Consider the following 13,666-nt stretch of genomic DNA (forward strand, 5'->3'; position numbering starts at 1 on the left):
TCCATACTGAGGCCGGATAGATTGATGCGAACCGTCTCTCATCCAACCAGAAACAGCCCTCTTGCAACGCACGGCCGATCCATAGATTTTTGTTTGATCCTAACGTAATCGGGCCCGGTTTGACAGTCCAGGAGTGAGTGCCGGCCTACCTTCTAGATTCGACTGAAGAGTTCTTTGTGCGGCTCTGCGCATATGAAAAAGCCCGGCAAGAGCCGGGCCTTTTCATGGATCGCTATGATCAGTTGGCGCTTCGCGTGCCACGTTCGAGAACCAAGCCTGCGGCGGTTCGGGCTGTGAAACCCTTCCAATAGGTATGCTCGGGCTTGAAGGTGCCATCCTTGTTGGCCGCAAAGACCCCTTCGCTTGCCCGCTCCACGGGCACGTCCATATAGGTGCCGAGTTCCTGATCCGCCTTCACGTAGCGCCCCAGGAAGGCGGTAGCGAAATGCTGCGTGATGTTGTTCATGCGGACCGTGTCCCACACCGGATCGGCATAGTGGTTGAAGGGCGTCGAGGCTCCACCCTCGGCCGTCTGCCAGCTCTCGACCGGTGCCGGGATGGGGGCTGCGGCGTTGTGGTTGGCGTTTTCGAAGGTCAGCATATACCGGTCCGCGTTGACAGTGCCGGTGTAGAGCGCGCGCACGCCCTTTTCATAGCCCGAGACATCATCCTTGCTGCCGGCGATGTAGAGAATCGGTGTCGTGATTCCGGTAAGCCCCTCCTGATTCCAGAAGCCACGCTGCATGCCCCAGGGGGCGATGGCGACGACCGCCTTGATCCGCTCGTCCCGCAGCTTCTTGTGGGTCTCAGATCCAGCCAGGTGCACGGACAGCATGCCCGCCGGCACGCCAGAGTCGTAGGCAACAGCTTCCTTGGTGACGCCGGCTCCGGCGGTAATCACCGCCCCGTATCCGCCCATCGAATAGCCGATCAGGCCAGTCCGTGAGGTATCGACCAGCCCATTTAGGAAATGCCCGCTCTCCTTCGACATCTGATCGATCGCATTGAGCACAAAAACCTGGTCGAGGGGCCGGTTGATCAGGGTCGACCCGAACTTGCCCTGATCGTTGTAGGTGGAATCCGCATGATCGATGGCGGCCACCGCATAGCCCTTGGTCGCGAGATTTTCCGCCAGATGGCTGAGAAGAAAGCGACTGCCCGGATAGCCATGACTGATGATCACCAGCGGATAGGGGCTGCCGGCCGCCCGCTTGGGCTGGGCGTCGCGCACCGCTTTGCCATGGAGCGTGACCTGGGTTTTGCCGTCACGAAGGAACACGCCGGGATAGGCGCCTGACTGCTTCCCGTCCGTCTCCGCCGGGTACCAGACTTCCAGGGTGAGCTTGCGGTCGTAGCGCGGAGGCTCCTGACCGGCGGTCGCCTTCAGGACGTCGATCTGGTTCTTATTGATGACCTCGACCGTGCGGACGCCGATGGCGTGCTCGCCGTGCTTGGCGAGCGCCGGCGCGTCGGGACGGATCAGGTCAATGTGGTTGTGATGGGTCATGTCCTGCGCGGATGAGGGAGAGGAAATGGCAAACAGGATCAGGGTCGCCAAAGCTGCACTTCTCACGAGGGTTCCTCCTGTGTGATTTGGGTAATTGGTAGGCACCAACCGGCACGTCGTTTCCGGAGCGCTGATATCCATTGCCCTGTGACACGATGAAGACGTCTCAGGCCGAATCCGCGCCTGTCTGTGGTGCAAAGAACTTGAACTGGCCGTTGATCAGGGCCTCCAATCCGGCCTTTGAGCCGTCCGCATAGTACCATTGTCTGAAGGCGGCCGAGCGCGAGTAGAGGCCCACGTCGACCTCCGCCATCCGGCATTGCATGTCGGAGACGCTGCTGAACCCTTTCTCGAGGGCCATCTTCTCCGGGCTCCGGATTTGACCTGTCTTGGGACCGAGGATGGGCGGCATTGGCGCCGGAGGATGAGAGGCAAAGTCACGTCCCAGGATATCCAAGACTCGTATGATCGGGTTCTGAGTCAGCGGGTAGAGCACGGGACCATCTCTGCAGACTTTTATTCAGGCCATATTAGCCGGGTATAATGTCTCATCTAGCGGGGTCTGGGCCGAAATTAAGGGAGAGTTAACAACGAAAACGCGGCCTCGACGAGAAGCATTGTTTCATCTGCGGACGAGGCAGGACAGCGGCGCCATGATCGCCTATCGTTTCCGGCAGTTTAGGAAACGACAGGGGCAGACATGAGCATCGAGGATCTCAAGGCCAAGGTTGCGCGTGAGTTCGGGACACCGGCGGTGGTTGTCGACCTGGATGTCGTCGAGCGCAACATCGCCAGGGTGCAGGGGCTGTGCGATGCCGCCGGCGTGGCCAACCGGCCCCACATTAAGACGCATAAGAGCCCTGTCATCGCATCCATGCAACGGGACGGCGGCGCTCGTGGCATCACCTGCCAGAAGATTGGCGAAGCGGAGGTCATGGCCGAGGCCGGGCACGACGACATCCTGGTCGCCTACAATATCCTGGGTGAGGAAAAGCTCGGCCGCCTCGGCAGTCTCCTGTCCCGGGCGAGGGTAACCGTCGCAGCCGACAATCCCACGGTGGTGGCAGGCCTGCCGGAAGCCGCCGCCATAGCCGGACGTGAGCTGCCTGTGGTGGTGGAGTGCGATACCGGGCGCAAGCGGGCTGGCGTCGAGACGGTTGCGGAGGCGGTCGCCTTGGCGAAGGACATTGCATCGCGCCCAGGGCTCTCGTTCGCCGGGTTCATGCTGTACCCGCCCGAGAACGCCATGGCAGAGACACAGGCTTTCCTCGATGCTGCCTCAGCCGGTGTCCGCGAGCTGGGTCTTGAGCCGCAGATCGTGTCTTCCGGCGGGACGCCCAACCTCCTGAGCCTGGGCAAGATCGAAGGCGTGACCGAGCACCGGGCCGGAACTTCGGTGTTCAACGACCGCATGATGCTGGCAGCCGGTGTCGCGCAGCTGCAGGATTGCGCGCTCACCGTTTATGCCACCGTTGTGAGCCGGGCGGGGCCGGAAAGGGGCATTCTCGATTCCGGATCGAAAACCCTGACGAGCGACACAGGCGGGCTGGAGGGGCATGGACTCATTCTCGAGCATCCCCAGGCGAAGATTGCCCGCTTTGCCGAAGAGCACGGGTTCCTGGATCTGTCGGCCTGCAACGATCGCCCGAATATCGGCGACGTGGTTCGGATCATTCCCAACCACGTCTGCGTCGTGGTCAACATGGTCGATCGCCTGGTTGCCGTGCGCGGTCACGACATCATCGGCGAACTGCCTGTCGCAGCTCGCGGGCGCCTGGCGTGACGGGTTAACTCGAGCACAGAGTATCGCGTGCGGACAGGGTGAACCCTAGTGGGGGTGTCGGCTCCTAAGGGGTTCGCCCCCACTTGAATGGTCATGCCTCCCGGTCATTTACATGGGTTAAGTCGAACGCCGCAGGTGAATGGCGGCAAACGGGAGGCTGCCCCAGATGAGCGACGAGCCCAAGATCAAGCCTTATCCAGGTCCTGCAGGCGGTTGGGGATCCGTTCGTTCCGTCGAAAGTATTCTGGCCAAGGAAGGGCGTCTCGTCAGCGGCAACGCCATCATGCTCAAGCAGAACAAGCCTGACGGTTATGCCTGCGTTAGCTGTGCCTGGGCAAAGCCGGCCGATCCGCATCCTTTCGAATATTGCGAGAACGGCGCCAAGGCGACCGCCTGGGAACTCACCACGAAGCGGGTGACGCCGGAGTTCTTCGCCAAGCATACCCTGTCCGAACTGCGGACATGGTCGGATCACGATCTCGAGGAAGCCGGTCGCCTGACCCACCCGATGCGCTACGACAATGCTTCCGATACCTACGTTCCTGTCAGCTGGGAGGAGGCTTTCAAGGAGATCGGGCAGGAGCTGAAGACCTTCGATCCCCGTCAGGTGGTGCTCTATGCATCCGGCCGCGCCTCGCTCGAGACATCCTACATGTGGGCGCTCTTCGCCCGGCTCTACGGCACCAACAACCTGCCGGATTCCTCCAACATGTGCCACGAGAGCACCTCTGTGGCGCTGCCGGAGAGCATCGGCGTTTCGGTCGGCACGGTGATCCTCGACGATTTCGAACAGACCGACTGCATCCTGTTCTTCGGGCAGAATGTCGGCACCAATTCCCCGCGCATGCTGCATCCGCTGCAGGAGGCCTCCAGGCGCGGCGTGCCCATCATCACCTTCAATCCGTTGAAGGAGCGTGGGCTCGAGCGCTTCACCAACCCGCAGGCGCCGACCGAGATGCTGACCGGAGCGGAAACCCGCATCTCCTCGCAGTATCATCAGGTGAAGATCGGCGGCGACATTGCGGCCCTCATGGGGCTGGCGAAGATCCTGATCGAAGCGGACGACAAGGCGCGGGCCACGGGAGGCAAGCCGGTGCTCGACCATGCCTTCATCGCCGAGCACACGCACGGCTTCGAGGAGTTCGGGCAGGCCGCCCGGCAGGCCCAATGGCCCGAGCTGGAGCGCCGCTCAGGCCTTTCGCGCTCGACGCTGGAAGCCGCAGCGACGGCCTATGCCCGTGCGAATGCCGTCATCGGCATTTACGGCATGGGGCTCACCCAGCACAAGGCCGGGGTCGAGAACGTCCAGATGCTCGTCAACCTGCTGCTCCTGCGCGGCAATATCGGTCGGCCTGGGGCAGGCATCTGCCCGGTGCGCGGCCATTCCAATGTGCAGGGGCAGCGCACGGTCGGCATTGCGGAGAAGCCCGAACTCGTGCCCCTCGACAAGCTCAAGGAGCAGTACGGCTTCGAGCCGCCGCGCTGGAAAGGCATGACCACGGTGGAGGCCTGCCAAGGCATCATGAATGGCGAGGTCAAAGCCTTCGTGGCGCTCGGCGGAAATTTCGTGCGAGCAGCTCCCGAGACGTCGGCTCTGGAGCAGGCATGGACGCGCCTGCGCCTGTCGGTGCAGATATCGACCAAGCTCAATCGCAATCACCTCATTCCAGGCGAAGTTACCTATATTCTCCCGTGCCTCGGGCGGATCGAGATCGATGAGCAGGCGACTGGACCTCAGGCCGTTTCGGTCGAGGATTCCACCGCCTGCATCCATGGCTCCAACGGCATCGCCAAGCCCGCAAGCCCTGATCTCCTCTCCGAGCCACGGATCGTCGCTGAACTGGCGAAGGCGACTCTTCCACCCAATCCTAAAGTCCCGTGGGATGATTGGGTGGCGGATTACGCCCGCGTCCGGGACGCAATTGAGGAGACCTATCCGGAGGATTTCCGCGGTTTCAACGAGCGCATGTGGAAGCCCGGAGGCTTCCACCGCCCGATCGCAGCGCGAGAGCGCCGCTGGAAGACCAAGACTGGCAAGGCCAACTTCGTCGTGCCGCAGAGCCTTGAGGCCGATCTTGGCATCGCCGAGAACGATCGCGACGTCTTCAAGCTTATGACGGTGCGCTCCAACGACCAGTTCAACACGACGGTCTATGGCTATTACGACCGGTTCAGGGGCGTCAGGGGCACCCGCATGGTGCTGTTCATGAACCGGAATGACATCGCCCGCCTGAGCCTCCAGGAGGGGGACATGGTCACCCTTACGACGGCCGTCGATGATGGCATCGTGCGTCAGGTGAGCGGATTGCGGGTCACGCCGTATGAGATCCCTGAGGGATGCTGCGCAGCCTATTACCCCGAGTGCAATCCCCTGATCCCGGTCTGGCATCACGCCGACAAAAGCAAGGTACCGGCGGCGAAATCGATCCCGATCCGCATCGTGCTTCGGCAGAAGCAGTTACCCGAGGCTGCGGAATGAACGTTCACCTGCAACCGGTGATCCGTCTGCCCCGAACCAGCGTCGCCAAGGGTGCATGTGCCGCCGGCGATCGCCTGTTGCCGGAAGAAACGCCCATTGCACTCACCTACGACGGTTCGACCCATGCCGTGATGATGGCAAGCCCCGCCGACTTAGAGGACTTCGCCCTCGGCTTCAGCCTGTCGGAGGGGATCGTTGCCGGGCCAGATGATCTTCTCTCGACCGAGATCGTCCAGCACGAACTCGGTTTCGAGATCAGGATGTGGCTCTCGGAAACCTGCCGCGGGGCTTACCGAACCAGGCGGCGGGCTATGGCTGGACCGGTTGGCTGCGGGCTGTGTGGGCTGGAATCCTTGGAAGAGGCGGTTCGGCCAGCGCCGAGAGTGTCCGGCACTCTTCAGTTGACCCCAAGCGCCGTTGCGACCGCCATGGCTGACCTGTCCGAGGCGCAGCGGCTCAACCGGGAGGTCCGTGCCATCCACGCGGCAGGTCTCTGGAGGCCAGGGCAGGGTCTGGTCGCGATCCGGGAAGACGTCGGCCGGCATAATGCGCTGGATAAGCTCGCCGGAGCTCTCGCGAGAGCCCATGAGACTTGCCGCTCCAGCATGGTGCTTCTGACGAGTCGCGTATCGGTGGAGATGGTGCAGAAGGCGGCCCGTATGAGTGCTCCGATCCTTGCCGCGATTTCTGTCCCCACGGCGCTCGCCGTCAGGGTCGCGGAGAGCAGCGGGATCACACTGGTGGCTGTAGCCCGGGGAGAGTCTTTCGAGGTCTTCACCCATCCCGAGCGCGTCCAGGGTCTCTGACATCGGGTGAGAGGCGCCTCACGGGCCTCAGGGAACGATCCAGCGTCGAACCGATTGTCCAACAGCGAAGCTTCACTTTGGGCGCCGAGCCTGACACAACGAAGGGTGCGCGACACTCGCTTCCTCGGAGCAGCAAGTAACTTCGCCGAAGGTGCTGGTATGGCACCCTCGGCGGAATATGCGGAATTCAAGCGGCGATCGTCAGAAGATGAAGTCGCTGCCACTGAGATAGTATCCGTCGACATGCTTGAGGATCATCACCTCGGCCCTGTGCCAGATGATGGCATCATCGCCGGCCTGCCGGATCGCAAGATCGGACAGGCGGTCGACTCCGAAGAGAATACTGACATTGCCCTTGTCCTCACCGTCACGGAAGTCAGTGAACATCTCGTAGCCGGAGCGCTCGGAGACGAAAATGTCTTTCCCGAGCCGCCAGTCATCCGATCCTTGCCCTTGCCGCCCATGACGGCATCGTTTCCGCCGCGACCCTTGAGGGCGCCTCGACCGTTGGCGCTCTTGAGCAGGTTGTCGCTGGAGTTCCTAGTCAAGCGGTTGTCGGGTTTGTCTCCAGTGCCATTGCGATGCCTGGAGCCGGCGAGGGCAAGATCATCGGCATTCTCACCCAAGGAGTAGCTGGCGGCCTTTGCCGCATTGACGGCTTGGCCCTGGCAAGTATGGGGCCCTACCGTCTTAGCTGACCGGCGCTATACTCATGTCCCCCTGTTCGGAAAGACGCGGCCCAAACTGGGACGTGCTGATGATCGGCCGGCCGGTGATGAGTTCTGCGCAACGGCTTCCGAGCATCATTGCGGGCGCATTCGTGTTGCCTGCATTGATGTTGGGCATGGCCGAGAGGTCGCAAACCCGCAGGTTTTCAACTCCTCGTACGCGTAACCTGGAATCGAGAACGGCCCTTTCATCACTGGCCTTACCCATCCGGCAGGTTCCGCTCGGGTGGTAGTTCGTTTTTACGAAGCGGCGGCAATGTTTCATGATTGCTTCGTCGCTGAGATCGCCAGGATCAGGAATCGATACACGATCGATCCGCTCTGCAAGAGGAGTGGTCTGGAAAGCTCGGATGAAGAAGCGTTGACCGTCGATCATCGCCTGAGCGTCGTCAGGATGGCTGAGCAGATTGGGTGAGACCAGCGGCATGTCGTCCGGATTGGCTGAGCGCAAGCGAACATAGCCACGGGACTTGGGCTTCACGACGACCGTGGTGATCGTCAGGCCGTATGTGTCCTCGACGAGGTTGAGGGTGTCCCGGTCCAGATACACGATGGGAACGCAGAAAGCCTGGATTGTGGGCTCCGCTTCTGGATCGGCCGGGTTCACGAAGGCGCCGGCCTCGACACCGGCCGAGAGGATCGGGCCGGAGCCGAACAGCCGGAAGTGGATGCCGTTGAGCAACATGCGCCAGCCGACGCCCTGCTTGTAATAGCCATATGGCCCATTCGCCTTGGCGATGAGCGGCACCTCGGGATGATCAATGAGATTTTCACCGACGCCAGGAAGATCGGCAATGCAGTCGATGCCGTGCTGCCGCAGCTGATCGGCCGGGCCGATGCCCGAGAGCATGAGGAGTTGCGGCGTGACGAGGGCGCCGGACGCCAAGATCACCTCGCCTTCGGCGTAGACTTGGTGGTCCACACCCTTCGCATCGCGATAGGTGACGCCGACGGCACGCCCATTCTCGATCTCGATCTTTCTCACCCGTGACTGCAGGCGGATGACGAGGTTCGGGTTATTGGCGAGCGGTGCAAGGAAAGCATAAGCCGCACTGCTGCGCCGGCCACGCCGGTTCATGAACTGGTAGAAACCGACGCCGCGCTGTCTCGGGCCATTGAAGTCGGGATTGAAGGGCTCACCCAAGGCCTGAACGGCCTGCACGAACCAGCGTGACATATCGTTGATGTGGCCGGGATCCGACACAAGCAGCGGTCCATCGGCACCATGCAACTCGTTGTAGAACCTGTTGTTGCCTTCCATTGTACGGAAGTGGGGCAGAACATCGGCCCAGCTCCAGCCGGGGTAATCGTTTTCCCCATGCAGCGCCTCGTGCCACTCGTCGTAGTCGGACGGGCGGCCCCGCATATAGACCTGCGCATTGACCGACGAGCCTCCGCCGAGAACATTGGCCTGCGGAATGTCGTGCACGCGCCCGTCCAGATGCTCCTGCGGCACCGTATGGTGATAACGCATGTACTTGCTGCCGTTGATCATCTTGAAGATGCCTGGCGGCATGTCGAGAAGCGGATGGCGATGGGAATAGCCACCCTCGAGGAGCAGAACGCGCCTGCCTTCATTGACGAGGCGCGCGGCCGCGACGGAGCCCGAGGAACCGCCGCCGACGACGATGTAGTCGAAACGCTCTTTCATTCCTGCATCCTGCTTCAAACGCGCCGGAGGATCCTCGATGCCTCAGGCCCTGATCTTGTCGAGACCCTTCCAATCGAACCCTATGCCGTGTCCGGGGCGATCCGGTGCCAGCGCGAAGCCATCCTGGATCTTCAAGGGCTCGGCGATATAGCGTTCGAGCCCGAAACCATGGGCTTCCAGGTAGGAGCGGTTCGGACAGGCGGCGAGGAGATGCACGGTCACATCATGGGCGCCATGGCTGGTGACCGGCAGATTAAAGGCTTCCGCCAGATGGGCGATCTTCATGAAAGGCGTGACGCCTCCGCAATTGGTCACGTCGGGTTCCGGATAGGTCACAGCGCCGCCGGCCACATAGAGCTTGAACTCCCACAGGGTGCGGAGATTTTCGCCAGCCGCGATGGGCAGCCCACCCTCGCGAACGATGCGGGCATGGCCAGCTGGATCGTCGGGAATGGTCGGCTCCTCGAGCCAGGTGAGATCGAAGGGCAGGAGCGCGCGTGCCGCCCGGATGGCACCGTCGACGCTCCACTTCATGTTTGCATCGACCATCAGGGGGAAGCCCGCACCCAGATGCTCGCGCATGGCCTTCACACGCTCGACATCCTCGAACAGATTGGCGCGCCCGACTTTCATCTTGATGGCGCGGAACCCTTTTCCGAGATTATCGTCCGTCTGGCGCAGGAGACTGTCGAGAGGCAGATCAAGATCGATGCCGCCGGCATAGCAGGGCACCTTGGGATCGAAGCCGCCGAGCGCCTTCCAGAGCGGGAGATTGGCGCGCTTGGCCTTGAGATCCCACAGGGCCATGTCGAAGGCCGAGAGCGCCAGGACTGTCGGGCCGCCCCGGCCGCCGTAATGGAGAGCCCACCAGGCCTTGTGCCAGAGGCGCTCGATCTCGTCGGCCTCTTCGCCGTCCATGATCTCTGGCAATTCACGGGCGAGGATCGTGTCGATGGCAGCACCGTTGCGGCCGACCGTGAAGGTATAGCCGACGCCCTCGGCTCCGTCCGCATCGTGGATGCGCACCGTGTTGAGCTCGAAAGCGCGCATCTCGCCATGCATGGAGTCGGTCAGAACGGTCGGCAGCGGGATGCGGTAGAATCCGGGTTCGATGGAGGTGATCCGGGGCATGGTTGTCCTTCACTTGCTCGATGGAATGCGGAGCCGTCAGGCGGCCTCTTCCGTGCGCATGCTCAGTCGGGCCTGAATGGCGACGACGAGCAGCAGGAACGCGCCACGGATCACAGACTGCCAGTAGGCCGACAGGCTGATCCAACCGAGGCCGTTCTCGAAATTCAGGATGTTGAAGATCAGGCCGAGCAGGAGCACGCCGGCGAGGGTCGAGCCAACGGAGCCGACGCCGCCGGTCAGGAGCGTGCCGCCGACGACCACGGCCGCGATGGCGAACAGCTCCCAGCCGACACCTTCTATGGGTTGCCCCGCCCCGAACTGCGCCGCAAGGATGACGCCTGCGAGGCCCGCGAGCCCTCCGCTCGCCAAATACACAAGCGCTTTTACCCGTTGAGCCGGCAGCCCCATAAGACGAGCCGCATCCTCGTTGCCGCCGATCGCTAAGACGGTGCGCCCGAACGAGGTGAAGTTGAGAACGAGAGAGCCGAGAAGAAAGGCGATCAGCGCGATCCAGGCCGGAATGGGAAAGCCAAGGAGGTCGCCCTGTCCGAGTTCGACGAAACCGGTCTCATAAGACACCGAGACCGACTGGTTGTTGGCCAGCAACAGCGCGCAGCCGCTCGCAGCCAGCATCGTGGCCAGCGTGGCGATGAAGGGCAGGATGTTGAGCCTCGTGACGATGAAGGCATTGCAGGCGCCGACCGCCAGCCCTGCCGCCAGGCCGCCGAGCAATCCTGGCACCACGCCGTAGGGGGAGAGCAGGGCAGCCACGACACTGCCGAGCGCCGCCGTCGACCCCACCGAGAGATCGATGCCGCCTGTGATGATGACGAAGCACATCCCGAGCGCCACCAGGGCGAACATGCTGTTGTAGCGCAGAACCGAGAGCACGTTGAAGGCGCCGAGGAAGTTCTCGTACCGCAGCCAGCCGAACAGGATCAGGGCAACCAGGGCGAGAAGCACCCCGTAGCGCCCGATCCCTTGAAACACCTTGAGCGAGATGGTGTTCATCGGAAACCTCACCGCTGGCTCTGTCGCTGCAGCCAGACGGCCAGCACGATGATGGCGGCTTTCGCCACGAGGGCGGCTGCATCTGGAACGCCGTTCGCTAGCAGCGTGTAGCGGACGAGTTGAATGATAAGCGCTCCAACCAGGGTGCCGATCACCGTGGCCCGCCCGCCGGTGAGGAGCGTTCCCCCGACAGCCACCGCCGCAATGGCATCAAGCTCCATTCCGAGGCCGACGAGATTGGCGTCTGCGGCGGAGTTGCGGGCGATGACGATAAGCCCGGCGATGCCGGACAGTAGTCCGCTGATGAGATAGACCCGCTGTTTGACGAAAGCGACCGGAATGCCGGAAAGGCGGGCGGCCCTCTCATTGCCGCCGATTGCGAGGATCTGCCGACCGAAAACGGTGCGCCTGAGCATCCAGGCTGCCGCGGCCACGATGACGATCATCAGGATGGCTTGGAACGGGATTCCAAAGACGCGCCCAAGTCCGATGAACTGAAAGCTCGGCAGATTGAAGACCTGCAGATTGCCGTTGGTGAAGACTTGGGCGATTCCACGTCCGGCAATGAAAAGTACAAGGGTTGCGATGATCGGCTGGATGCTAAGCCGCGTCACGAGCCAGCCGTTGAACCAGCCGAGTGCCGCAGCGATGAGAACCGGCACCACGAAGGCCAGTGCGATGCCGATGGCAGGGTGGGGCAGGGGAAAGAGCTTGCCGAGGAAGATCAGGGGTGCAATCGCGCCTGCGATGGCCATGAGAGCGCCCACAGAGAGATCGATGCCGCCCGTGGCGATGACGAGGGTCATCCCGACACCGACGATCACGATGGCGCAGACCTGCGTGAGGTTGACGTTGAAGGTCTGCCAGGTGGCGAAGTTCGGCGTGATCGCGAGGTTGACCAGGATCAGGAGCACCAGGGCGATCCAGGACCCGTAGCGCGTCAGGATGTTTCTGACACCGAAACGGGGTGCTCTCTGGGCCGCCGGAGGCAGAGTGGTTGCCGTGTCAGACATCCACCGTCTCCCGGGTGTCCTCATGCCCGTGTGCCATGGCGGCCATGACGCTCTGCTCGTTCACCGCGTCGCCCTTCAACTCGGCTGCGGTGCGGCCGTCCCGGAGGACGAAGATGCGGCTAGCCGCCTCCACGACCTCCTCCAGTTCCGACGAGATCATCAGGACGCCGAGGCCCTGTCCGGCCAGTTCCCGGATCAGGCCGAGGATCTCGGCCTTGGCGCCGACATCGATGCCGCGGGTGGGCTCGTCGAGGATGAGGAGCCTGGGGTTCATGCACAGCCAGCGGGCGAGAAGCACCTTCTGCTGGTTTCCACCGGAAAGTTCGCGGATTCGTTGTTCCGGTCCGGCGCAACGGATGCCGAGCCGCTTGATGAAGCTGTCGACGATCTGGCGGCTGCGGGCCTCGTCCACGATGCCGCGCCGGGCCAGCTGCGGCATGAGTGCGAGCGTCAGGTTCTCGCGCACCGACATGTCGGGAATGATGCCCTCAAGCTTGCGATCCTCGGAGCAGAAGCCCATGCCGGCCCGAATAGCATCCGATGGTGCTGAGATCGCATTCTCGCGTCCACTGAAGCCAATGGTGCCGCGATCGGCCTTGTCGGCTCCAAAAACGGCTCGGGCCGATTCCGTGCGCCCTGCACCGAGGAGCCCGGCAAGACCGACGATTTCTCCAGGCCGAACCTCGAAGCTCACATCATGAACCTTGCGGCCTACCGCAAGGTTCTGGACCTTCAGCACAGGCTCGCGCGCCTCGCCTGATGCATTGGCCGAGTCAAGTCCATCATGCAGCACTTGCGACAACTCGCGCCCGAGCATGGAGGTCACGAGATCGAGCCGGGATAGCTGGTCCATCGGGGCGACCTGTATGGTGCGACCGTCCCGCATAATGGTCACGCGGTCACAGACGGCGTAGAGTTCATCGAGCTTATGGCTCACGAAGATCACCGATACGCCAGCCTCCTTGAGCTGACGGATCACGCCAAACAGAACCTCGACCTCCCGCTCGTCGAGAGAGGAAGTGGGCTCGTCCATGATGACCAGCTTGGCCTTAAAACCGATCGCGCGCGCGATGGCAACCATCTGCTGCACAGCCGTGGGATAGGTCATGATCGGACGGCGCACGTCGATATCGATGTTGAACCGGGCAAGAAGAGCCCGCGCCTCCGCATGCATGGCAGACCAGTCGAGAAGGCCGAAGCGGCGCTTCTCACGGCCGAGACAGATGTTCTCCGTCACAGACCGGTAAGGCACCAGGTTGATCTCCTGGTAGATCGTGCTGATGCCGGAGCGCTGCGCTTCCTGTGGTGAGGAGAATTCTACCGGCCTGCCGTCGAACAGGATCTCGCCGGCATCTTTTCTGTAGTAGCCGGTCAGGATCTTGATCATCGTGGACTTGCCGGCGCCGTTCTGCCCGATCAGCGCATGAACCTCGCCCTTGTCCACCACGAGCTCGGCCGAGCGCAGGGCCGGTATGCCGGCGAAGCGCTTGTCGATGCCATGCATTGATAGAAGCGGCGCCATGGAAGCTCCGTTCAAGGGTTGAGCCGTGCAAGAAA

At 62.4% G+C, this 13,666-nt stretch carries 11 protein-coding genes; 3 read left to right on the plus strand and 8 right to left on the minus strand.

Annotated features, from left to right (window positions below; genetic code table 11):
- Positions 1-238: 238 nt before the first annotated feature.
- A complete protein-coding gene (locus JQC81_RS22990) occupies positions 239-1,573 on the minus strand; it encodes an alpha/beta hydrolase family protein (protein WP_203274137.1) in 1,335 nt (444 codons plus the stop codon).
- Positions 1,574-1,673: 100 nt separating this feature from the next.
- Positions 1,674-1,868: a hypothetical protein gene (locus JQC81_RS22995; protein ID WP_203274138.1), complete on the minus strand. Its 195-nt coding sequence runs from the start codon at positions 1,866-1,868 to the stop codon at positions 1,674-1,676.
- 339 nt (positions 1,869-2,207) lie between these two features.
- Between JQC81_RS22995 and JQC81_RS23000 the strand changes: the two genes are divergently transcribed.
- From JQC81_RS23000 to fdhD, 3 genes are all read left to right on the plus strand, one after another.
- Positions 2,208-3,290, plus strand: a complete 1,083-nt coding sequence (locus JQC81_RS23000; protein WP_203274139.1) for a D-TA family PLP-dependent enzyme — start codon at positions 2,208-2,210, stop codon at positions 3,288-3,290.
- Positions 3,291-3,456: 166 nt separating this feature from the next.
- Positions 3,457-5,769: an FdhF/YdeP family oxidoreductase gene (locus JQC81_RS23005; protein ID WP_203274140.1), complete on the plus strand. Its 2,313-nt coding sequence runs from the start codon at positions 3,457-3,459 to the stop codon at positions 5,767-5,769.
- Positions 5,766-6,575 (plus strand): formate dehydrogenase accessory sulfurtransferase FdhD, encoded by an 810-nt coding sequence (fdhD, locus tag JQC81_RS23010; RefSeq protein WP_203274141.1) that lies wholly within the window; start codon positions 5,766-5,768, stop codon positions 6,573-6,575. The genes JQC81_RS23005 and fdhD overlap by 4 nt, the downstream gene beginning before the upstream one ends.
- Positions 6,576-6,776: 201 nt before the next feature.
- On the opposite strand, the gene JQC81_RS23015 is transcribed toward fdhD, so the two are convergent.
- The 6 genes from JQC81_RS23015 to JQC81_RS23040 all read right to left on the minus strand — a co-directional run bounded on the left by JQC81_RS23015 (position 6,777) and on the right by JQC81_RS23040 (position 13,631).
- A complete protein-coding gene (locus JQC81_RS23015; RefSeq protein ID WP_203274142.1) occupies positions 6,777-6,962 on the minus strand; it encodes a hypothetical protein in 186 nt (61 codons plus the stop codon).
- Positions 6,963-7,265: 303 nt separating this feature from the next.
- The gene (locus JQC81_RS23020) at positions 7,266-8,954 is read right to left on the minus strand and encodes a GMC family oxidoreductase (protein WP_203274143.1); all 1,689 of its coding nucleotides are present in this window, start codon (positions 8,952-8,954) and stop codon (positions 7,266-7,268) included.
- A 42-nt stretch (positions 8,955-8,996) separates the two neighbouring features.
- Positions 8,997-10,085: a mandelate racemase/muconate lactonizing enzyme family protein gene (locus JQC81_RS23025; protein ID WP_203274144.1), complete on the minus strand. Its 1,089-nt coding sequence runs from the start codon at positions 10,083-10,085 to the stop codon at positions 8,997-8,999.
- A gap of 36 nt (positions 10,086-10,121) precedes the next feature.
- Positions 10,122-11,096 (minus strand): ABC transporter permease, encoded by a 975-nt coding sequence (locus tag JQC81_RS23030; RefSeq protein WP_203274145.1) that lies wholly within the window; start codon positions 11,094-11,096, stop codon positions 10,122-10,124.
- Between the two features lie 8 nt (positions 11,097-11,104).
- Complete coding sequence (locus JQC81_RS23035) at positions 11,105-12,109, minus strand: ABC transporter permease (RefSeq protein WP_203274146.1); 1,005 nt, start codon at positions 12,107-12,109, stop codon at positions 11,105-11,107.
- Positions 12,102-13,631, minus strand: a complete 1,530-nt coding sequence (locus JQC81_RS23040) for a sugar ABC transporter ATP-binding protein (RefSeq protein ID WP_203274147.1) — start codon at positions 13,629-13,631, stop codon at positions 12,102-12,104. The genes JQC81_RS23035 and JQC81_RS23040 overlap by 8 nt, the downstream gene beginning before the upstream one ends.
- Positions 13,632-13,666: the final 35 nt, after the last annotated feature.

The sequence above is a fragment of the Microvirga arabica genome, assembly GCF_016811235.1.
Classification (GTDB): domain Bacteria; phylum Pseudomonadota; class Alphaproteobacteria; order Rhizobiales; family Beijerinckiaceae; genus Microvirga; species Microvirga arabica.